Origin of the sequence: Massilia genomosp. 1, from assembly GCF_011682185.1 — a bacterium.
Lineage (GTDB): Bacteria > Pseudomonadota > Gammaproteobacteria > Burkholderiales > Burkholderiaceae_D > Telluria_A > Telluria_A rubra.
Genome location: NZ_WHJF01000006.1, coordinates 16,994 through 37,759, shown reverse-complemented (window position 1 = coordinate 37,759; position 20,766 = coordinate 16,994). Strand labels below are relative to the sequence as shown.

At 65.0% G+C, this 20,766-nt stretch carries 20 protein-coding genes; 8 read left to right on the top strand and 12 right to left on the bottom strand.

Annotation, left to right across the window (positions count from 1 at the left end; all coding sequences use genetic code 11):
* Window positions 1-18: 18 nt before the first annotated feature.
* Entirely contained in the window at window positions 19-2,268 is a 2,250-nt protein-coding gene (locus tag F1735_RS03590; protein ID WP_167235650.1) for a hybrid sensor histidine kinase/response regulator, read from the bottom strand.
* Window positions 2,269-2,495: 227 nt separating this feature from the next.
* Between F1735_RS03590 and F1735_RS03585 the strand changes: the two genes are divergently transcribed.
* Both F1735_RS03585 and F1735_RS03580 read left to right on the top strand, forming a co-directional pair.
* Window positions 2,496-2,942 carry a DUF4124 domain-containing protein gene (locus F1735_RS03585; protein ID WP_167235649.1) on the top strand — a complete coding sequence of 149 codons (447 nt, stop codon included), beginning with the start codon at window positions 2,496-2,498 and terminating at the stop codon, window positions 2,940-2,942.
* 107 nt (window positions 2,943-3,049) lie between these two features.
* Complete coding sequence (locus F1735_RS03580; RefSeq protein ID WP_167235648.1) at window positions 3,050-3,787, top strand: DUF481 domain-containing protein; 738 nt, start codon at window positions 3,050-3,052, stop codon at window positions 3,785-3,787.
* A gap of 30 nt (window positions 3,788-3,817) precedes the next feature.
* Here F1735_RS03580 and F1735_RS03575 read toward each other — a convergent pair whose 3' ends face one another.
* On the bottom strand, window positions 3,818-4,183 hold the full coding sequence (locus F1735_RS03575; protein WP_445081572.1) for a GFA family protein: 366 nt from the start codon (window positions 4,181-4,183) through the stop codon (window positions 3,818-3,820).
* A gap of 139 nt (window positions 4,184-4,322) precedes the next feature.
* Here F1735_RS03575 and F1735_RS03570 point away from each other — a divergent pair, with 139 nt between their 5' ends.
* Entirely contained in the window at window positions 4,323-5,510 is a 1,188-nt protein-coding gene (locus F1735_RS03570) for an MFS transporter (RefSeq protein ID WP_167235647.1), read from the top strand.
* A 139-nt stretch (window positions 5,511-5,649) separates the two neighbouring features.
* On the opposite strand, the gene F1735_RS03565 is transcribed toward F1735_RS03570, so the two are convergent.
* The 3 genes from F1735_RS03565 to F1735_RS03555 form a co-directional block, all read right to left on the bottom strand.
* Complete coding sequence (locus F1735_RS03565) at window positions 5,650-6,213, bottom strand: hypothetical protein (protein WP_167235646.1); 564 nt, start codon at window positions 6,211-6,213, stop codon at window positions 5,650-5,652.
* Window positions 6,200-6,790: an acyl carrier protein phosphodiesterase gene (locus F1735_RS03560; RefSeq protein WP_167235645.1), complete on the bottom strand. Its 591-nt coding sequence runs from the start codon at window positions 6,788-6,790 to the stop codon at window positions 6,200-6,202. The genes F1735_RS03565 and F1735_RS03560 overlap by 14 nt, the downstream gene beginning before the upstream one ends.
* Window positions 6,791-6,903: 113 nt before the next feature.
* Complete coding sequence (locus F1735_RS03555; protein ID WP_167235644.1) at window positions 6,904-9,624, bottom strand: sensor domain-containing diguanylate cyclase; 2,721 nt, start codon at window positions 9,622-9,624, stop codon at window positions 6,904-6,906.
* Here F1735_RS03555 and F1735_RS37390 point away from each other — a divergent pair.
* A complete protein-coding gene (locus F1735_RS37390) occupies window positions 9,623-9,754 on the top strand; it encodes a hypothetical protein (RefSeq protein ID WP_267876643.1) in 132 nt (43 codons plus the stop codon). The genes F1735_RS03555 and F1735_RS37390 overlap by 2 nt on opposite strands.
* Window positions 9,755-9,856: 102 nt before the next feature.
* Here the strand turns inward: F1735_RS37390 and F1735_RS03550 are convergent, their stop codons facing one another.
* Window positions 9,857-10,576, bottom strand: a complete 720-nt coding sequence (locus tag F1735_RS03550; protein WP_167235643.1) for an alpha/beta fold hydrolase — start codon at window positions 10,574-10,576, stop codon at window positions 9,857-9,859.
* A 237-nt stretch (window positions 10,577-10,813) separates the two neighbouring features.
* Here F1735_RS03550 and F1735_RS37850 point away from each other — a divergent pair, with 237 nt between their 5' ends.
* Together F1735_RS37850 and F1735_RS03545 are read left to right on the top strand one after the other, a co-directional pair.
* The gene (locus F1735_RS37850) at window positions 10,814-11,143 is read left to right on the top strand and encodes a hypothetical protein (RefSeq protein ID WP_308626544.1); all 330 of its coding nucleotides are present in this window, start codon (window positions 10,814-10,816) and stop codon (window positions 11,141-11,143) included.
* The gene (locus F1735_RS03545) at window positions 11,140-11,904 is read left to right on the top strand and encodes a DNA topoisomerase IB (RefSeq protein ID WP_308626542.1); all 765 of its coding nucleotides are present in this window, start codon (window positions 11,140-11,142) and stop codon (window positions 11,902-11,904) included. Before F1735_RS37850 ends, F1735_RS03545 begins: the two co-directional genes overlap by 4 nt.
* A 151-nt stretch (window positions 11,905-12,055) precedes the next feature.
* Here the strand turns inward: F1735_RS03545 and F1735_RS03540 are convergent, their stop codons facing one another.
* On the bottom strand, window positions 12,056-13,612 hold the full coding sequence (locus F1735_RS03540; RefSeq protein WP_167235642.1) for a radical SAM/SPASM domain-containing protein: 1,557 nt from the start codon (window positions 13,610-13,612) through the stop codon (window positions 12,056-12,058).
* Between the two features lie 29 nt (window positions 13,613-13,641).
* Window positions 13,642-14,226 (bottom strand): hypothetical protein, encoded by a 585-nt coding sequence (locus tag F1735_RS36320; RefSeq protein ID WP_229505611.1) that lies wholly within the window; start codon window positions 14,224-14,226, stop codon window positions 13,642-13,644.
* Between the two features lie 129 nt (window positions 14,227-14,355).
* On the opposite strand from F1735_RS36320, the gene F1735_RS03530 reads away from it, so the two are divergent.
* On the top strand, window positions 14,356-14,691 hold the full coding sequence (locus F1735_RS03530) for a hypothetical protein (protein WP_167235640.1): 336 nt from the start codon (window positions 14,356-14,358) through the stop codon (window positions 14,689-14,691).
* Here the strand turns inward: F1735_RS03530 and F1735_RS03525 are convergent.
* The 4 genes from F1735_RS03525 to F1735_RS03510 all read right to left on the bottom strand — a co-directional run bounded on the left by F1735_RS03525 (window position 14,688) and on the right by F1735_RS03510 (window position 18,161).
* Complete coding sequence (locus F1735_RS03525) at window positions 14,688-15,071, bottom strand: ribosomal maturation YjgA family protein (protein ID WP_167235639.1); 384 nt, start codon at window positions 15,069-15,071, stop codon at window positions 14,688-14,690. The two genes, F1735_RS03530 and F1735_RS03525, sit on opposite strands and share 4 nt — an antisense overlap.
* 48 nt (window positions 15,072-15,119) lie before the next feature.
* A complete protein-coding gene (locus F1735_RS03520; RefSeq protein ID WP_167235638.1) occupies window positions 15,120-15,527 on the bottom strand; it encodes a MerC domain-containing protein in 408 nt (135 codons plus the stop codon).
* A gap of 121 nt (window positions 15,528-15,648) precedes the next feature.
* Window positions 15,649-16,824, bottom strand: coding sequence for a tetratricopeptide repeat protein (locus F1735_RS03515; protein ID WP_167235637.1), 1,176 nt, complete (start codon window positions 16,822-16,824; stop codon window positions 15,649-15,651).
* A gap of 152 nt (window positions 16,825-16,976) precedes the next feature.
* Window positions 16,977-18,161, bottom strand: a complete 1,185-nt coding sequence (locus F1735_RS03510) for an SEL1-like repeat protein (RefSeq protein ID WP_167235636.1) — start codon at window positions 18,159-18,161, stop codon at window positions 16,977-16,979.
* A gap of 549 nt (window positions 18,162-18,710) precedes the next feature.
* On the opposite strand from F1735_RS03510, the gene fusA reads away from it, so the two are divergent.
* Window positions 18,711-20,753 (top strand): elongation factor G, encoded by a 2,043-nt coding sequence (fusA, locus tag F1735_RS03505; protein ID WP_167235635.1) that lies wholly within the window; start codon window positions 18,711-18,713, stop codon window positions 20,751-20,753.
* The last annotated feature ends 13 nt before the right edge of the window (window positions 20,754-20,766 follow it).

Genomic DNA, 20,766 nt, shown 5'->3' with positions numbered 1-20,766 from the left:
AAATTGGCGGCGCCAGTGCTAAGCGCTTTTGCCGACGGCGCGCCGCTTGCCGCTCTTGCGCGGCGTGCGCAGCAGTTCCAGCACGTACTGCGGATCGGCCGGCTTGGCCAGATGATGGTCGAAACCGGCGTCGCGCGCCAGTTGCTGGTCCTGCGGCTGGCCATACCCGGTCAGGGCGATGAACAGGCAATCGCGAAAGCGCGCCATGGCCCGCAGGCGGCGCGCCAGTTCGTAGCCGGTGATGTCGGGCAGGCCGATGTCGAGGATGAAGGCGTCCGGCGCTTCCGACTCGGCCCAGGCCAGCGCGGCGCTGGCGTCGTAATAGGTACACACATTGTGCCCGCCGGCGGCCTCCAGGAACAGCGACAGGCTGATCGCGCCGTCGACATTGTCGTCCACGATCATCACGCGCAGCGCCGGGCCGCGGGCGTCGCTGCGGCGGCGCTTGGGGCTCGCTGTTGCCAGCGCTGTCGCCTGGCACGGCAGGGTCACGGTGAAGCTGCTGCCCTGCCCCGGCCCCGGACTGGCCGCCGTCACCGTGCCGCCGTGCAGCTCGACCAGGCTGCGCACCAGGGCCAGCCCCAGGCCGAGCCCGCCCTGGGCGCGGTCCGGCTTGCGCTCGCCCTGCGAAAACAGGTCGAACACGCGCGGCGCCAGTTCGGGCGCGAGCCCTTCGCCGGTATCGCTGACCACCACCACCACGTGCTCGCCTTCGACGCGCGCCTCGATGCCGATGCGGCCGTTGGGCGGGGTGTACTTGGCGGCATTGCCCAGCAGGTTGGCGAAGATCTGCACCAGGCGCGTCTGGTCGCCGCGCATCCGGATCGGGGTCGGCGGAAACGTGAGCTCGACCCGGTGGTGCGCGGACTCCACCAGGCTGTGGGTCTGCTCCAGGGCGCGGTCGATGACGGCGTCGAGCTCGATCTCCTCAAGGCTCAGGGTGACCAGGCCACGCGTCAGGCGCGAGACGTCGAGCATGTCGCCCAGCAAGCTGTTCATGTGCTCGACCTGACGCGAGATCACATCGCTGGCGTAGCGCACCCGGCGTGCGTCGCCCGGTTGCAGGCGCAGCAACTGGGCGGCGGTGCTGATCGGCGCCAGCGGGTTGCGCAGCTCGTGGCCGAGCATGGCCAGGAACTGGTCCTTGGCGCTGTTTTGCTGCTCGGCCATCTGGCGCGCCTTCTTTTCGCCGTCGAGCAAGGCCTGGCGGTCGGCCTCGGCATGGCGCCGGTAGGCCTGCGCCTGCAGCATCTGCTCGCCGGCCGCGTGCAGGGCCGCGTGCAATTCGTTCATTTCCACCACCCGCGAACGGACCGGCTTGGGCGAGACGCCGGCGCCGAGGTCGGTGGCGGCCCTGACCGCACGCGCGATCGAGCGCACGTGCTGGCGCCCGAAATACACGGCCAGCGCCGCCGCGCACAGCATGGCCGCCAGCATCCCCATGGCGGCGACGAACGAGGCGTGCCGCGCCGAGCGCTCGATCAGGTCGACCGGCGCGGCCACGGCCAGGGTCCAGCCGGACAGGGTGGAATGGGTGAAGATGTCGTAGGCCGCGGTGCCTTCCAAGGTGTTGTGGCGGATTTGCCCGCTGTGTACCCTGGCCGCCGCCGCCACCAGTTCCGGGCGCGCCTGCTTGCCGATCAGCGCACCGGGATTCTGGCTGCGCGCGATGAAGCGCCCCTGGCTGTCGATAATGCCCACCACCCAGCCCGGCGGCACATCGACGCTGGCGATCAGGCGCGTGAAATGGTCGGTCGAAAACGCCACCGTCAGCACATAGCGCTTGCCATCGTCGATCGGCACCGGCACGGTCACCGTGGTGACCAGGCCCTTGACCAGCGGGCCGGAAATCACGTCGGACACATAGGTTTTCTGGGTGGCGATCACTTGCCGCACCAGGCTGCCGGCGTGCGGCTTGGGCAGCTCGCTGCCATAGGGAAGGAAGGTATTGATCAGTTGCTGGCCCTGCGCATCGAGCAGGACGGTCCAGCCGGTGCTGCCGCGGTTGGCGCGCCGCGCCTGGGCATAAAACGCTTTCAGGTCGCCCTCGGCCAGCGAGGGCGAGCCGCCCAGCACGCGCAAGCCCGCTTCGGCGCTGTAGAGCTCGCGGTCGACCAGCAAGGCGATGCTGTTCGCGGTTTCCCGCAGTCCGCGCAGGGCCGCGTCTCGCTCGGCGTTTTGCAGCATGACCAGGGCCAGGCTGGCGAACACGATCACCGGCACCAGAATGCCGGCGGCCATCAGGAACAGGTAAGCGCGAATATGCATGCGAATTGCCGCCTGTAATGAGTGCGGTAGCCGAGTCCGCCTATATAAAACATTGTACTTTCCTTATCAGGCTCCTTGTCTCCACACTCAACCGTGCGCAACGGTTTACGTCAGAATAATAATTTCATCGGTGAAAGTTCAATGTAAAAACAACAGCGTGTGGTAACGAACAGATAGGGATCGACGAACTGCGCAAAATGGACTCATTCGCAAACAGGAGCACTACCATGATTCACCGAGCCCTCACCCGCAGCATGTTCTTCGCCGGCCTGATGTTGTCGTCAGCTGTTTTCGCCGACGCCGAGATCGTCAAATGCATCGACGGCGACGGCAAGGTGACCCTGACCGACGCGCGCTGCCCGGCGGCGGAGCAGACCGTGGCGGTGGTGGCGGGCAGCGCCGAGCTGGCCGCGCCCGACGCGGAGGATGACAACGAGATGGCGCTCATCAGCGCAGAAGCGGCGGCCGCGCCCGCAGCGGCCGCCGCGCCCACGATCGAGCGCCACAACAGCGCGGCGGCGTGGAACAAGCGCGAACTGCCGGGCCTGCGCAAGTTTGCCGAGGGCGCGCTGGCGCGCGACGTGGCCACGCTCAAGGCGGCCCGCCATAGCCTGATGCTGCAAGACAGCGCCGCCCAGAGCGCGCGTTCGCAACGCATCGCCGCCTTGCAGTAAGCGGCCCGGTCGCGCAACAGGCCAGGCGCGGCCGCAGTTCGGGGCGTACGGGCGGACAAAGCCGAGCTCGGTTACAATGCGGGCAATCTTTCACCCGCACCAAGCTCATGAAACTCCTACCGCTCATCGCACTGGCCGTGGCCTGCGGCCCTGCCCTTGCCAGCGACCGCATCGACGACAGCTGGCATACCTCCGCCGAACTGGGCGCCATCAGCACCTCCGGCAACACCGCCGGCACCTCCGTCTCCGGCAAGATCGATGCGCGCCAGGAACTCGATGACTGGAGCAACCAGTACATCGTGGCCGGCCACTTCAAGGAAGACGAAGTCAACGACAGCGAGGGTAAGCGCAGCTCGACCCGCTCGGCCGAACGCTATTCGCTCTCGGCCAAGGCGGCCTACAAACTGGTCAAGGACAATGAAAAACTGTTCGTGCTGGCGGCCCACGTGGGCGACAAATTCGGCGCTTACAGCAGCTACACCACCATGGCGGTCGGGCGCAGCACGCGCTGGTACAGCTCGCCTGCGGCCAGCGTCGATGTCGAAATCGGCCCGGGCTACTTCAGCGGCGAGCGCGCCACCGGCGAGCCGGAAAGCGGCTTCACGGTGCGCGGCGCGGCCGCCATGCGCTGGCAGGTCAGCCAGAGCGCGCAGTTCTCGCAAGTGCTCAGCGTCGAGCGCGGCACCTCGAATATCCACTCGATCGCCGAGGCGGCCCTGAGCACCAAGATCAACGGCACCATGCAGATGAAGGCGGCCTTTAGCGCCCGCAACGATACCAATGTGCCGGCAGACAAAAAGAACACCGATACCCAGACCTCGCTGACCCTGGTTTACTCGTTTTAAGCGAGTCCGTTTTAGGCGAGTCGTATCAGCTCATTCTTCGCGCAGGCGCGGGTACTGCGCCATGCCCTCGCCGATGTGGTCCCAGTCGAGCCGATACGCGGTGAAGGTATGGTCGCGCGGGGCCACCGGTTCCGGGTCGTCCAGGCTGCAGGTGGTCACGTCGATCTGGTCCGCACTGTCGCTGCGGGCATAGGTCAGCTGTGTGCCGCAGGCCGCGCAAAAGCTGCGCGTGACGCCCGGGCGCGATTGAAACTGCGCCGGCGTGCCGGCCGTGACCCGGTAAGCGGCGCGCGCCACGCTGAACCAGGCCACATGCGGCGCGCCGCTGAGGCGCCGGCAGCTGGGGCAGTGGCAAATGGTTTGATGGAACATCGGTTCCGACGTTTCGTAGCGCACCGCAATAACATCCTCCCTGCAAACCCATCTTCTCCTCCACCGGCACAGTCATCGTGTGTCGTAGTCTAGCGCCAGGCTGCGATGCAAGCGTGCCCGATTGCGCGGATAATTGCACGTTTGAAACAGACTTGTCACGCCGATGACCCAAGCCTCCCCCATTCCCGCCAGCGCCGTGCCGCTGCTGTCGCTGGCCGCCTTCGCCAGCGGCATCTCGATGCGCGCGGCCGACCCGCTGCTGCCGCTGTTGGCGCGCCAGTTCGGGGTGCCGCTGGGCGAGGCGTCGCTGGTGATCACCGTGTTCTCGATCGCCTACGGCCTGTCGCAGCTGGGTTTCGGCCCGCTCGGCGACCGCCATGGTAAATACCTGGCGATCGCGCTAGCCGCGCTGGCCAGTGCCGGCACCGCCCTGCTGTGCGCCGCCGCCAGCAGCCTGCCCGCATTGCTGGCGATGCGCGTGCTGGCCGGCGCCACGGCCGCCGCCATCATTCCCCTGTCGATGGCCTGGATCGGCGACGTGATCGACTACGAACACCGCCAGCCGGTGCTGGCGCGCTTTTTGATCGGGCAAATCCTGGGCGTCTCGGCCGGCGTGCTGGTGGGCGGCTTGGCGGCCGACGCCTGGCAGTGGCGCCTGCCCTTCCTGCTGGCGGCCGCGATCTTCCTGCTGGTCGGGCTGGGCTTGCTGGCGCTGAACCGGCGCCTGCCGCCGCACGCCAAGACCGTGTACCCGGTCGCCGGCAACGCCGTGCGCCACATGCTCGCCGGGTTCGGCCAGGTCGCCGCCCTGCCCTGGGCCAGGCTGGTGCTGCTGAGCGCCTTCCTGGAAGGCGGTTTGCTGTACGGGCCGTTTGCCTTCATCGCCAGCCACCTGCACCAGCGGCACGGCCTGTCGCTGGCCCTGGCCGGGGCGGTGATCATGTTGTTCGGCTTCGGCGGCTTTGCCTTTGCGATGGGCTCGAAAGCGCTGCTCGCGCGCCTCGGCGAAGCCGGCCTGCCGCGCTGGGGCGGCCTGGTGCTGGCCGTGTCGCTGGCCGCCATCGGCTTCGCGCCCGTGTGGTGGCTGGCCATGCCCGCCACGTTTTGCGCGGGGCTGGGCTTTTACATGCTGCACAATACCTTGCAGACGCATGCGACCCAGATGGCGCCCGAGCGGCGCGGGGCGGCCGTGTCGGCCTTCGCATCCTGCTTTTTCATGGGCCAGGCCAGCGGCGTGGGGGTGGCCGGGCTGCTGCTGGCGCACGTGGGGACGGCGGCGCTGCTGGTGGGCGGCGCGCTCGGCTTGCTGGCGGTGGCGCTCAATTTTTCGCGCCGCGTGCGGATCAAATGAGCGGCCCGGACGTGCATAGCCGGTTACGGCGACGTGCGCGACGGCTGCAAGCGGAGCCGGGGCCGGGGCCGGGAAGCCTGGCCCAGGGTGCGCACCGACGCCGGCTGGAAAATCAATTCGGTGATCTGGTCGATGGCATTTAACCCGCCGCAGCCGCCGCCACGGCCGCAATAGGCGCGCTTGCCAAAGCGACCGGCACGCACCCGCATAACTGCGCGTAGCGCTCGTCGGACACGCCGAGCCGGCGCAGCCAGTTGGCGAAATACAGCTGCAAGGTGGCGCTATTGTGATGGGTGCCGAGGTGAAAACGCTCGAAATCCTTGCGGTTCTGGACTTTATCGGCGATCAGCATCTGGTTCACCTCGTCCACGCAACTCAATCCGATCGCGTCGTCCGCGCTCTCGCAATGGTGCGACAGATAGTCGTTGGCCACGCGCCGGTATTCCATCGCCAGCAGCACCACCAGCGGGTCGGGCCGGGCCTGCGCGAACATCGAGTCCATCTCCAGCGCGCCAAGCAGCGCAGCGTCGTCCTGCAGCAGCGGATGCAGGCAAAACGCTTCCTTGGCCCGTTCCGGCGCGCCGATTTCATCGAGCAGCGCCAGGCCTTCGTCGATATGCGCGATCAGCGGCACGCCCGAGCGCTCGGCGCGTTTATCCCCATAAAACCGGCAAATCGCCACGTAGTGTTTATTGTCTTTCATTGCGTTGGCTTTCTACAAAAGTGATTAATTCGGGGAAGAACACGTCAAAGCCGTCGGCAATCGTCGCGGCATGCCGTTCCAGGTCGTCCAGCGCCGCGCGCATGACATCGCCGTTTTTCGACAGGCGCGTTGAAATGCGCCGCACCGCCCGGTCGACGCCGGCATAGCGTAGATATGAGCCGAGCCAGTCCTGTTCGATCATGTATGGCGCCAGTTCGGCCAGCTTGGGCGGCAGCACGGCGGCCTGCCGGGTCAATACCCCATAAAAACCGGCGATAAACTCGGCCAGCGGCACCCCGGAATAACGCGCCCAGCGCACGGCCAGCACATGGTCGTAAAACACGTCGAGCAAAATGCCGGAATAGCGCCGGCCCGGACCGTCGAACAGGCTTTTGGCGGCCAACACCACAGAGTGACTGTCGGTAAAGGTATCGACCTTGCGGTGAATCAGGATTTCGGCTTGCGTAACGGCGCTGAACTGCCCGTCCGCGCTCGGTTTGACAAAGTCGCCCAGCAAGGCGCCGAGCATGGCCTCGTCGCTGTAGCGGGCCAGGTAAATATGGGCGAGGTAATTCATGTGGAGCCTGGAAACCGGTGATCAGGATTCCAGCATGCCTGAATATCCAATTTCTTGCAGAAAACATCAGAAATCATTCCGGTTGGATAATCGCGATGGCGTACGGGCGGCATTTACTTGACCGACGTCATGGCGTAGCGCTTGCGCCCGGAATCCTTGGCGCGGTACAGGGCGTCGTCGGCATGCTTGAGCAAGGTGTCGACCCCGGCCAGGCCGTTTTCGGCGGTGGCCACGCCGATGCTGGTGCTGACGATGCGCGCCACGCCGTCGATATCGAAGGGTTTTTCCATGACCTTGATGATCTTGCGCGCCACCACCGCGCATTCGGCCACGGTTTGCAAGCCTTCGAGCAAGATCACGAATTCGTCGCCGGCCAGGCGGCCCACCGTGTCGCTCTGGCGCACGCAGGCGCTGAGGCGGCGCCCGAATTCGATCAGCACGATGTCGCCGCCGCTATGGCCGAAGCTGTCGTTGATCGACTTGAATTTGTCGAGGTCGAGGTACATCACGGCCATCACGTTGCCGTTGCGGGCGCTGCGGGTCTGGGCGCGGCCGATGCGCTCGGTCAGCTGGGTGCGGTTCGGCAAACCGGTGAGCGCGTCGAAGCGGGCCAGTGCGCTCAATTGCTCTTCGAGCCGCTTGGCGTCGGTAACGTCGTTGACCAGGCCGGTGACGCCGACCGCGTGGCCGGCGCAATCGACCTGCGGGATGTAGGTGGCGTGGTAGTGGCGCTTGTCGCCGCCCTGCATGCGGGCAAAGTCGAACTTGACGGTGCGTCCGGTGATCGCTTCGTCGAAGGCGCGCTGGTGGATCTCGGCTTCCGCTTCGCTGAACAGGCTGCTCACCAGGCTGCCGTGAATGCGCGCCAGGGGCAACCCGAACCAGCTTTCGTGATGGCGGTTGACGAAGCCGAAGCGCCCGTCCCGGTCCATGAAGTTGACCAGCGCCGGCAGGTTGTCGGTCACCGTGTGCAGCAGGCGCTGCTGCGCGGCCAGGGCCAGCTCGGCCGCCTTGCGCTCGGTGATGTCCATCACCATCGTGTAGAAACCAGCCACCTTGCCATCTTGCCCAACGTCGGGAATGTACTCGGTTTGCAGGTAGCGGTTGCCCTTGAGCCCGGCGGCGGGCCGCTCGAACGAGACGCGCCGGCCGGCCAGCGCCGCCGCCATCTGCGCCGCCACCGCCGCGAACACCTTGGGGCCGAACACCTCGCTGACGGTGCGTCCGACGATCTGCTCCGGGGCGATCTCGGTGATGGTGCTGTAGGCGCGGTTGCAAAAGGCGTAGCGGTATTCGGTGTCGACATAGCCGATCAGCGCCGGCATGTTATCGGCAATGGTGCGGATGCGCTTTTCGCTGGCCGCCAGCACTTGCTGGGTTGCCTTGAGCTCGGTGATGTCGTCGACCAGCACGAAGTAGCCCTGCACCACGCCGTGCGCGTCGATGTCGGGATTGTAGGCGACCCGGTCCCACTCGATGGCGCCGTGGCGCCGCACCTGGCGCTCGAAGCGCACCGCGCGTCCGCTCAGGGCCGCGTCCAGGTAGGGTTTGCTGACCGTGTAGGTCGCCTCGCCGAGCACGTCGCGCACGTTCTTGCCGGGCAACTGGCGCGCCGAGATGCCGAAATAGGCGCTGTAGCGCTCGTTGCCGAAGACGAAACGCTCGTGCTTGTCGACATAGCCGACCAGCGCCGGCACGTTGTCGGCCACCATGCGCAGCTTGCGCTCGCTGTCGGCGACGGCGCGCTCGGCCTGGTCGCGCTCGGCCATCAGGGTATCGAAAGCGCGCCGCAGCTCGCCGATTTCATCGTCCGCGTAGGGCGCGCCGGGCGCCGGCCCAGCGCGCCCGGCCGCCATTTGCCGGCCCAGGTGCTTGAGCGGCTGCAACTGGCGCTCGATCAACAGCCAGGCCAGCGGCCCGATCACCAGCAGCAGCAAGGCAGCGATGATGGCCGCGTTCCAGCCGATCTTGCCGGCAAAGGCGAACGCTTCGGCGGTCGGGTACACGCCGCACAGCAGCCAGCCGGTGCTGGCCAGGCGCTTGTACGAGACCAGCGCGTCGGCGCCATTCTCGGCCGTCGCGCGCAGCGTGCCTTCGAAGCCGGCCAGGGCCTGCTCTACCGAGGCCGCGCGCTTGCCGCCATTGCCGCTGCGCTGCAGGATGCGGCGCTCGTCCGGGTGCGAGACGAACTCGCCTTCGCGGCTGAGGATATAGAAGTAACCGGTTTTGCCGACTTGCCCGATCGACAGTTCCTTGATGAAGCTGTTCTTGGCCAGGTCGATGGCGCCGATCAGGATGTGGCTGATCTGGCCATTCTTGTCATGGATGGGCGCGGTCATGATGACCACCGGGCGGCCGCTGATCTGGCTGCGCAGGGGGCGCGAGATGACCGGGCCGTCGCTTCGGAGGGTGTCGAGGAAATAGTCGCGCGTGGAAAAGTTGCCCTGGCCGCGCATATGCGGATAGTTCATGTTGGCCACATGCTCGCCCTGGGCGTCGAGCACCGATATATTGGTGAAAAAGCCATCCATGCTGTGGTATTGCTCGAGCTTGTCCTGGAAAGCGGCTGTCGCGCGCGGGAGCCGTTCCAGGTCGTGCGCCAGGCGCACCAGGGCTTGCTGGCGGATCATGAATTTGTTGTCGAGGTCGCGCGCTACCTGGCTGATCAGCGACGTTTCGCGCTCGCCGGCCACCGTTTCGACGCCGCGCTGCACGAGCAGCACCGTCGCGACCGTCAACACCGTCGCCGTCAGGACGATCAGCATGCCGACGGCCAGCGAAAAACGCGCTTTCAGCGAGACGGGACCAGGAAGCCAGCGGGGATTGTTGAACATGAGCTTGGCGATTGTCGGACGAGTTGGGGTGGACGACGAATCGGCGGGGCTGGGCCGGGGAAATCGGGTCGCCGCCACGATTGCGCGCGCCACCCCGTGTACTGCCGGCGCGGGTGTGGCGCTGGGGTAGCGATGCTTTTGAGTGTACATTATTTCCCCATGAAAATATCAGCATGGGGCGCAACAACAACAGTTTCGGCGAAGGATGTTGCGCTGGTGCAATTGGCCAGCATCAGCGCCTGGCGGCGCTGGCCTCGACGAAGTCGCGCACGCGCATGGGAATGCTCAGCACGTCCTGATAATCGTGCGCAATGAACAAGCTTGACGCGGGAAGCAGGCGGTGCAGTTCCTGGGCCGAGGCCAGCGGATGGGTCGCGTCGCCCGACCATCCGATGATCAGCGCCGGCGTGGCCGACAGGGCGGCCAGGGCCGCGCGCGGCGGCAGGTCGGACCAGGCCGCCCCTTGGTACAGCGCCAGCATGGCCGCCGGGTCGGGCGCGGGCGCGCGCGGCGCGGCCAGGTGCGGCGCGGCCGCGCGCAGCCAGGGCGGCAGCCCGGCGCCCTGGCTGGCGACCAGGCTGGCGAAGCGCGCCATGCCCGCCGTGTGCGCCAGGGCGATGGCGCGCCGGTACAGGGCGGCCTGGGCGACGCGCGCCTCCCACAAGGTGGGCGGCAGGAGCAGCACCAGGCCATGGATGCGCGCCGGCTGTTGCAGGGCCGCGTGCAGCGCGCCAGCACCGCCCATCGACCAGCCGCCGGCGATGAAGCGCTCTTCGCCGAGGGCGTCGGCCAGGGCCAGCATGTCTTGCCCGAGATCGCGCCATGTCGGCGGCGCGCCTGCCGGACTGCCGCCGTGGCCACGCGCGTCGTAGCGCACCAGCCGCAGGGAGGCGGGAAAATGGCGCCACTGGAGCAGGTCGAGCGCGTCTTCCGCTTCCATGGAAGACAGCATGCCGTGCCCCCAGAGGAAAGGGGCGCCGCTGCCCGCCGGACGGACATTCAGGTCAAGGTCGCCTACACGCATGCCAACACGTCACAAAAAAGGTGGGGAGGCAATGTAGCACACGGCGCGGCCTGCGCCTGTCTTCAAGCGCGGGTCAAGCGAAGCGCGTGTCCGGCACGGCCGCGTGTAGTATTTGGCATGCTGCCGACAGCAGTTATGCATATTTCCACTACGACCGAGTCAACGATGAAAAGAGACGAACCCAGCGCCGCGAGCCCGGCGCCATCCGGCGAGGTGCTCGCCGCCGCCAAGTCCGCCGGACTGCGTTATGTCAGCGACAACTCGCCCGGCATCACGCGCAAGGCGCACGGCAAGCACTTTATCTACCTCGACGCCGGCAGCGAGAAGGTGAGCGATGACGCTACGCTGGCGCGGATCCGCGCGCTCGCCATTGGATCTGCAAGCTGGCCAGCGGCCACCTGCAAGCGACCGGGCGCGACGCCAGGAAGCGCAAGCAATACCGCTACCACGCGAAGTGGCGCAAGCTGCGCGACGAAGTCAAGTATGAGCGCATGATCAGCTTCGGCAAGGCCCTGCCCGCCATCCGCCGCACCGTTGACGCCGACCTCAAGCGCCCTGGCCTGCCGCGCGAAAAGGTGCTCGCCACCATCGTGTATCTGCTGGAAGCGACCATGATGCGGATCGGTAACGAAGAATATGCGCGCACGAACAAGTCGTTCGGGCTCACTACCCTGCGCGACCGTCATGTGCGCATCGACGGCAAGGCGGTCGAATTCCGTTTCCGGGGCAAGAGCGGCGTGTTCCATAACGTCAAGGTGGAGGACAAGCGCCTGGCGCGCATCATCGCCCGCATCCGCGACCTGCCGGGGCAGGAACTGTTTCATTACGAGGACGATGACGGCAATGCGCACACGGTCGATTCGTCGGATGTGAACGATTACCTGCGCGAGATAAGCGGCGAGGAATACACCGCCAAGGATTTCCGCACCTGGTCGGGTACGGTGCTGGCCGCGCTGGCGCTGCAGGAATTCGAAAAGTTCGATTCGGAGGCGCAGGCCAAGAAGAACATCGTGCGGGCGATCGAGTCGGTGGCGGAAAAGCTGGGCAACACGCCGTCGATCTGCCGCAAGTGCTATGTGCATCCGGCGATCCTGGAAGCGTATCTGGACGGTACCGTGCTCGAAGCGATGCGCGAGAGCACCCGGCGCGAACTGGTGGAGGAGTTGCACGAGTTGCAGCCGGAAGAAGCGGCCGTGGTGGCGTTTTTGCAGCAGCGTTTGCAGGAACCGCCGGCCAGGAGCCAGGCGGCCGGGTAAGCGCCGCATGGCCTCGGTCGCCCGGCGGTCGGTTTCTCAGTGGAAGAACTGCGCCGGTCACCCCGCCGGCGCTTGAAGCGCGTTTCCCGGCGGGGTGGCGAACATCATCGCGTCGTCGACCTGGCCCCTCACGACGGCCCTGAGCAGACGCTTACTCTCCCGCAGCCACCCCCTGCATTTCTGTGACCGGAATCATCCGGATCACCTGAGTGGAAGGAACCTGGCGAGGCGCTTGGTCGGGCGGCCGCGCGAATGCCACCGATACATTATCGCCCAGCGCTTTTCTGAAGTGATGCTCGGCGAAGCGCTCAAACCAGACCACGCGGGCGCCACAGAAGAGATCCCGGTGGTTCATATCGCCGTCATATTCAGCGAAGGTGTGCCCCGGGGAGCCACCTTCACAGAGCGATTTCCACGTACACTGTTCGCATTCCGGCAATTCCCGCCGTCGCATCTGGTTTAGTTGCTCCAGCAATTTTGGCGATTCCATGCACGTGTCGATCGACGTCTCTTTCACATTCCCAAGCACCCACTCCGGATCGACCCACATTTGATCGGCCCACACATCGCCAGTTGCGGAAATCCGGGGGAAGGCATTATAGAAGTAAGTATGTTTAGGAAATAGCGGCGCCTCAAAGTTATAGCGCGTCACCGGATCGTTGCTGATATCTCCAAAAAAATTGCCGTACACTTTCAGTTTCGGGTTGCGGTAGCCGAGGATAAAATCGCCGGCTTGTACCCATTGATCCCTGGACGGGGCAATCGAAGCCCAAGGCAGGTTCGCGGCATTACCTTGCTTTTGCCATTGTGAAAAGACGAGCATCCCCGCCTCGACCTGTTCGGCGAGTTCGACAATTTCCCGTAGTTGATGGATATTCTTCGACGTCAGGCAAACAAAAATGACCACGTGCGGGCCCAGGCCCATCTCCTTGAACATGGTCAAGCTCTCGATTGCATAATCGAAGGACTTGTGGCCGCGCACCTCGTCATTCAACTCGCGCGTGGCCCCTTCAAGACTCACCTGGATGCGTACCGACCTGCTTCCACCGTTCAGTGCGCGAATTTGTTCAGCGAGTCGTCGTGGGAACTTTTTACCGTTGGTGTACACGTCCACGTCATGCCCACAGCCTACACAGTAGTCGATGATCTGATCGAGATCTTTCCGCGCCGCCGGCTCCCCGCCAGACAAGGCAATCCGCTTCCCGGTGAAAGGCGGAAGCATGTCGATGGCCTCCTTGATGTTTTCCAGACTGAGCTCGTTTGGCAGTTTCTTCCCGGAAGAAACATAACAATGCTGACACGTCATATTGCACGCGTTAGTCACTTCCAGATGCAAGCCCGTCACTTGCGACAAGTTATAGACTGGCCGTCCGCTTTCCCGATGGGAGTCCCGACAGTTGAACAGCATGCCGTTCTTGACCAGCTCGTCCACGAGTGCCAGGTAGCCGCCAGCCGGTGGCGTGATGTCCTTGTTTGCGTACAGCTCCCGCAAGATTTGCGCGAGGCGCGTTTTGCCATCTGCCAGCTTGATGAATGCGACCGCGGCAGGCGTGGTGATAATCCAACGCTGGTTCCAGGGATCGATTACCATTGTCGCGTCACCGGCACCACCCTTGCCCTCGATATAGATGACTTTCGAGTTCACGTATGGGCGCCACGCATAGGCATATTCGGGAATAAATTCTTCGATTTCCGACAGGTTGCCCATTTCCAGTTCCTTTCGTTTTGACGATGAAGTTAGCGCGTCCACGACCCGACAATGATGGGTCCTTGCTGCCCGGCGCCGGCCTGTTGCGCAACTTGAGGCTGCGCCGTCATCTGCGGCGCGACCGAAAATGTGCTTGCCTGCATGAAGCTGGGTGCGGCCCGGACAAACGCACCCGGGGCGGCACGCACGAAAGCCCCCGGCGCGGCGCGGACAAAGGCGCCAGGTGCGGCTCGCACAAACGCGCCTGGAGAAACACGTGCAAATGACGTTGAAAAATGCGGAACCATTTGTACTGGCGCCGCGCGCACGAAGGCACCGGGCGATGCCCTGACAAAAGCACCGGGCGATGCCCTGACAAAAGCGCCGGGCGACGCCCTGACAAAGGCGCCGGGTGCCGGCTGCTGAAATCCGCTGTGGAAAGGCGCCGCCCGGACGAATGCCGATTGGGGCGTCGCTGCGGGCTGACTCGATGCCGCTGCCGCCACAAACTTCTCGACCAACTCATCGCTCATACGAAATTCACCGAATCGTTCTTCTGGAATGTCGTAGTAGTTGCCATTCGCATCCCTGATAACGATGTAAACGCCTGGCTTTTCCTCATTTTGCTCTGGCATGTCTGTTCTCCTTGTCACGATTGCGCCGATTTCGCGGTCGGATTTCGAAGTCGAGTGTGACGGCGACCATTCGACCATTGCGGATGTGGTCTGGTAGAGGCGCCCGATTTCCCATCCTGGAACCGGGTATTGCTGCCACGGGAAACCCGCTTTGCGACCTGCGATCCTCAACTAGTCTACGCGCGAAAAATCGAGAGAATCCGCCGCAAGCTTTATTTGTCAAGAAATCATGTCAAAAGCAACACTTACGACGAATATCGCTTCGGCATGGCACGTCAAGCTAACGGTCAGCGTTATCTGGGAGAGTGGGAGCGGATGGTCGGCGGTGGACAAGCTGTTTGCGTGAATGCCCTGCTGTTGAGCCAGCTAAGAGATCGTTGGCTGATGCACGCCGCCAGGCGGAGCGACCCGTGGGTGCGGCGCGACCCGGCCTGCATCTTTTGTTGTCTGGGGAACCGCTGCTAGCGCAGCATGCCGCGTGCGCGCTCGAGCAGAGCGCCAAAGCCGATACCGACAGTGTAAGCAAGCAAGTCGCGCCAGTCGAAGCCGCTGCCAAGCACCAGGTAGCCGGCCCTGGTCGCGCGCAGGTGCCTGATCCACGCGCCCTGGTACAGCTGCGAAAATTCAACCGCGAAAGCGGTCCCCAGCGCCAGCATGACCAGGGTGCCGGTCTTCGCGCGCGGCAGGCAGAAAGCCCACAGCAACAACACCAGCAAGGCCCACAGCGCATCGCCTGGATAGTTGCCGAAGTAATGCGACAAGACGGACGGATAGCGGCGCGTCGCCATGCCGCATCCGATCACGATCACGCATCCCGCGCCAATCGAACGTCTGTCACGCACCATCGGAGCGCTACTCCTTGTATCAACTTGTCCGAAAGACCGGCGAGGTGGTCAGCAGCAGCGCGCCTTCTTGGCCATCACGCAACTGGCGCAGAACGCGCGGTTCTTGAGGTGGGCGGCAAAGATCAACAAGCCGCCGATGCTGGTCACGACGGCTTCTGCGCCGTGCCCGTAACGCGGGCCGGCCACCAGCACCGCCGCGCAGCAACAGGCGAAGCCGCAGGCCCCGAGGGCCAGGACCAGCGCACGCCGGTGCTGGCGAAAGCCGGCCACCAGGGCCACCAGCGCCGGCAGCGCTACGAGAATGAGCAGCCACGCGTGCAGCCCGTCGTCATGCGGGAACCAGTTGGCCAGGGGAAAAGCGGCCAGCAACAGCGGCGGCCCGAGGCAGTGCAGCAGGCACAATGCGGCCGCCGTCATCCCGGCGTAGTCCGCCACTCCAATTACGCGTTTTATCATCGAACTGACCAGCCTTGCGCTGCTTGGTGCAACTGTGTTGCAAAACAAGATCATAGCCCAAGCCAGCCCCAAACGCAACCGGATTGCATATGCGGCGCCACCACCCGGCCTCGTGACGGCCTTAGCTGCGGCCCTTGCCGTGTGTGTTGAACAAGGACTTGCCGAGCGGCTCATCACTGTGGCACGGATAGCCGGCGTTCCCGGCCGCTTCCTGCAGGCGCTTGGCGAGGGCGACGTTGCGCGTGACGCCATCCCCATGACGCAGCGCCTGCGCGTAGCGGCAACGCCCGGCCGGGTGACCGGTATCGGCGGCGATCTGGTACAGGCGCACCGCCGCCGCCTTGTCGGCGCGCGTGCCCCAGCCCATGAAGGTCACGTCGCCCAGGTTGACCGTCGCTTCCAGCATGCCCGCCTCATGTGCCTGCCGGAACATCTTGACAGCACGCGCCTGATCCTTCGTTACGCCATCGCCGTAGCGGTACAGGATCGCCAGATTGTTCAACGACGGCGCATAGCCCTGCGCGGCGGCGCGCTGGTACATCGACAGCGCGCGCCCTTGGTCGGCCTTGACGAGCACGCCTTCGATGTAAAAACGTGCAAGCTGATGCTGTGATTGCGCATGGTTGTTGGCGGCCGCCGCTTCGAACCACTCGATTGCCTTGACGTGGTCGCTGTGCTTGCCATCGGCCATGTACATCCTGGCCAGTTCCGACTGCGCAGCGACCTTCGCCTCGGGCCCCCTGCCCGCCTGGGCAAACAAGGTCATGGCGCTCGCGCGGTCCGCCGGCATGCCCTTGCCCGTGGCGAGCACGGCTGCGGCATTGAATGCGCAGTCATTGTCACCCTGGGCGGCGCACTTGCGCCAGTAGGCCACACCCTTCGGCACATCCCTCGCGACGCCGACGCCCTTGTAATGGTACACGCCCAGTTGAAACAGGGCGCCCGGATAGCCGGCGCCCTCGGCTTTTTGCAGCCACGCAATTGCCTTCGGAATGTCGGGTGCGCCGTCAGCGACGCCGTCGCCGTCCATCACGCCGAGATTGTATTGCGATTCGCCATGCCCCTGCTCGGCCAACACCAGGAATTCGGCATAGGCCTGCGCTTCGTTTCCTTCAGAATAGGCCTTTGCCGCATGAGCGAGGCGTGCTTCGCCCATGGCGGTCAGCTTGCCATTCGCATACAGGCTGCCCGGCGCGGCGCCGCTTGCGCCAACGATGGCGGCCTCCCGCGTGGCGCACCCGCACAACAAGACCAGGCAAGTCAGGGCGCCCGCATAGCGGCGCGAGATCGTATTCATTGTCAGCTTTCCTCTATCGGTAATGACCGTGGGCGCGGCGCGCCCTGTTGGTGCAACAGATCGGCATAGTGCCATAGTTGCCCAATTGCATGTTTGATGCGAGACAAGCCTCGGATCGGTCCACCGGCGCCGTGAATGCCTGCCAGTCCGGCTCAATTGCGGCCCTTGACCCGCCGGTTGACCAGATACTCGCCGAGCGGCGCGTCGCTGTCGCAGGGCGCATTGGCATTGTTCGCCGCTTCCTGCAGGCGGTTGGCCTGGCCCGGATTGCGCGCGACGCCGTCGCCATGGCGCAGCGCCTGCGCGTAGCGGCAGCGCCCGACCGGATGCCCGGCATCGGCGGCCAGCTTGTACAGCTCGGCCGCCGCCGTCTTGTTGGCGCGGACGCCCCAGCCTTTGAAAGTCATGTCGGCCAAATTCACCGTGGCCTGCATGTTGCCGCCGTCATGCGCCTGCTTGAACATGGCAAGCGCCTTCTTCTGGTCCTTCGGCACGCCCTCGCCGAAACGATAGGCCGCCCCAAGGTTGTTCAAGGACATCGGCTCGCCCTGCCTGGCGGCGCGCTGGTACAGCGCCAGCGCCTTGCGCTTGTCGGCCTTGACGCCATACCCGTTGCTGTAGATCAGGGCCAGGTTGTACTGGGCCTCGGCATCGTTGCCGGCCGCCGCCTGCTCGAGCCACTGGCGCGCCTTGACGACGTCGCGCTCCTTGTTATCCTGCAGATACATCTTGCCCAGCTCGGACTGGGCCGCTACCAGCGCTCCCGTCCCGCTGCCCGCTTCGGCCAACAAGGTCCTGGCCGCCGCTTCATCCTGCGCCACGCCCAGGCCGCCCGCCAGCGCCACGCCGGCGTTGAAGGCACAGCGTTTCTCGCCCAGCAGCGCGCATTTGCGCCAGTACACCAGGGCCTTGGGCACATCCTTGCTCACACCATCGCCCTTGTTGTAGCGCTGCGCCAGCTGGAACTGGGCTTCGGGATAGTTGCCGTCGGCCGCCTTGTGCAGCCAGGCCAGCGCCTTGGGCATATTCGGCGCGCCCGTGTCGCCGTCGCTCTCCATCACACTGATGTTGAACTGCGACTCCGCATAGCCTTGCCCGGCGATCCCCAGCCATTCCGAATACGCCAACGCCTTGTTGCCCGCCTGATACGCCTTGAACGCGCGTTCGCGCCGCGCCTCGCCTTCCGTGGTCAGTTTGCCGTTGGCGACCAGGCTGCCGGGCGCCGCGCCGCTGCCGCCGGCCGCCGCATCGGCGGTGCCGGTTTCCTGCGTCGCGCAAGCCGCAAGCAATACCAGGGCGATCAGGCCGCTCGCGCAGCGGCTGGTGAGGGTGTTCATAGTCAATTTCCTGCTCTTTTTGCTGTGTAGTCGGAAACTCGCACGCCCGCTGCGCGCCAGTCGAAATAGTGTTTGTGCAACAGAGCGGTATTTTCACATCAGTACTCATGAAAATGTTGGCTAAATTCAATGTTTTACGCAAAATAGATGCGGCTGTATGCCTGGAAGCCTTGCCTGCGTGCCGAATCAACAACAAAATTTGCGCTTGACATGTGACAAATACCGCCCTAAGCTTGCGGCCATGAACTCAATGGACATCCTCTTTTTTACCTTCGCCCTTCCCGGCACGTTGCCACAACGTCCCGGGCCGCGATAGTGCGCCCTTGATTCGCTCGTAACGAGCACCCATCACAAAGGCCCACTCCGGGCCTTTTTTGTTTTTGCAGTCTCGCTTTTCCCCACCCAATAGTTGCTTAGGAGCATATATATCATGAAGTCAGCCGACGAAGAACGCGCGCGGGATCACTGAACAAGGGTGGTCGCATGGCTCCCGCGGCGCTTGTCTCACAGACAATCCACGACCGCCCGCCATGTTTAGAAAGCACCATCATGACTGCGACAGTCCTTCGCGCCAACACGCGCAACTTCGGTATCATTGCCCACATCGACGCTGGCAAAACCACCCTGTCCGAACGCATCCTCCTCAAAACCGGCGAGATCCACCGCGCCGGCGAAGTCCATGAGGGCACCGCCACCATGGACAGCATGGACCTGGAAAAAGAACGCGGCATCACCATCGGCGCCGCCGCCACCCGCGCCTTCTGGAACGATCACGCCTTCACCCTGATCGACACGCCGGGCCACATCGACTTCGCCATCGAAGTCGAACGTTCGCTGCGCGTGCTCGACGGCGCCGTGACGGTGCTGTGCGGCGTGGCCGGCATCCAGCCCCAGACCGAAACCGTCTGGCGCCAGGCGCAAAAGCACGGCGTGCCGACCATCGTGTTCATCAACAAGATGGACCGCGCCGGCGCCGATTTCGGCCGCGTGCTCGCCCAGATCGGCGCGCGCCTGAACGCCCTGGCCGTGCCCTTGAGCATTCCGGTCGGCGCCGGCGACGCCTTCGAAGGCGTCATCGACGTGCTCGGCCAGCGTTTCCTGGCGTGGGATGCGGCCGGCCTGATGAGCGCGACGCCCCTGCCCGTGCAGTTGCAAGCACAGGCGGCGGCGGCCTACGCCCACGCGGCAGCGGTGGCAGCCGACGCCAGCGACACGCTCACGCTCGCCTTCCTGGCCGACGACACGCTGTCGCCGGCCGATGTGCGGGCCGGCCTGCGCGCCATGACCCTGGCGCGGCGCGCGCTGCCGGTGCTGGCCGGTTCGGCCTACCGCAACGCCGGCATCGAGCCGCTGCTCGACGCTGTCGTCGACTGGCTGCCCTCGCCCGACGAGCGCGCCGCTCCCGTGGCGCGCCTGGACGATGCCAAGGTCAGCGTCGGCACCGGCGACGCCGATCCATTGGCGGCGCTGGTGTTCAAGGTGGTGCACGACGACCACGGTTCGCTGTCGTATGTGCGCTTGTACGGCGGCACCCTGCGCGAAGGCGACCTGGTGTGGAACGCCTCGCTCGGCGCGAGCGTGCGCATCGGTCGCCTGTATGTAATCCATGCGGACCGCCGCAGCGGCGTGGCCCAGGCCGAGGCTGGCGGCATCATCGCCATCGCCGGCCTGAAAGAGGCACTGACCGGACACACGCTCTCGACCAGGGCGGTACCGCTGGTGCTCGAAACCATCCACGCCGGCGAACCGGTGGTGGCGCTGGCGATCGAGCCCGGCAAGGGTGGCGACCGTGGCAAGATGCTGGCCGCGCTCGACCGCTTCCGGCGCGAGGATCCGTCCTTGCGCCTGGAAAGCGATCCGCTCAGCGGTGAAACGGTGCTGTGGGGCATGGGCGAGCTGCACCTGGACGTGGTGCTGGAACGCGTGCGCCGCGAAACCGGCGTGGAAGTAACGGTTGGTGCGCCCCAGGTTGCCTACCGCGAAACCATCGCCGGGCCGGCCGTGCAACTGGAAGGCAAAGTGTCGAAGCAAAACGGCGGCAGCGGGCAGTATGCGCGGGTCGTGTTGCGGGTGGAGCCGTTCGAGGGCGTGTTTGCCTTCGAGAATGCGATCAAGGGCGGTGTGGTGCCTGCGAACTTCATTCCCGCCATCGAAAAAGGTGTGCGGCATGCGCTGGCGCAAGGTCCTCTCGGCTACCCGGTGACGGGCGTCAAGGTGACCCTGCTCGATGGCGACTACCACACGGTCGACAGCAACGACATGGCGTTCATGGTCGCGGCCAAGGAAGGCACGCTGGCCGGGCTCAAGCGAGCACATCCGCTGATGCTGGAACCGGTCATGACGGTCAGCGTCGATGCGCCGGCCGTCAATGCCGGCGATGTCATCGGCGACCTGCAGCGCCGTGGCGGCAAGGTACACGGCATCGAAGAGCAGACCGGCCGGGTGGAAATCGTTGCCGAGGTGCCGCTGGCCAGGCTGTTCGGTCACACGACCAGTTTGCGCTCGCTCTCGCAAGGGCGTGCGTTTGCCAGCGCGGTGTATGCAAGGCACGCGCCGTGCATGCACGGTCGCACCGAGGCGATGGCTGCGTAATGATGTAGTAAAG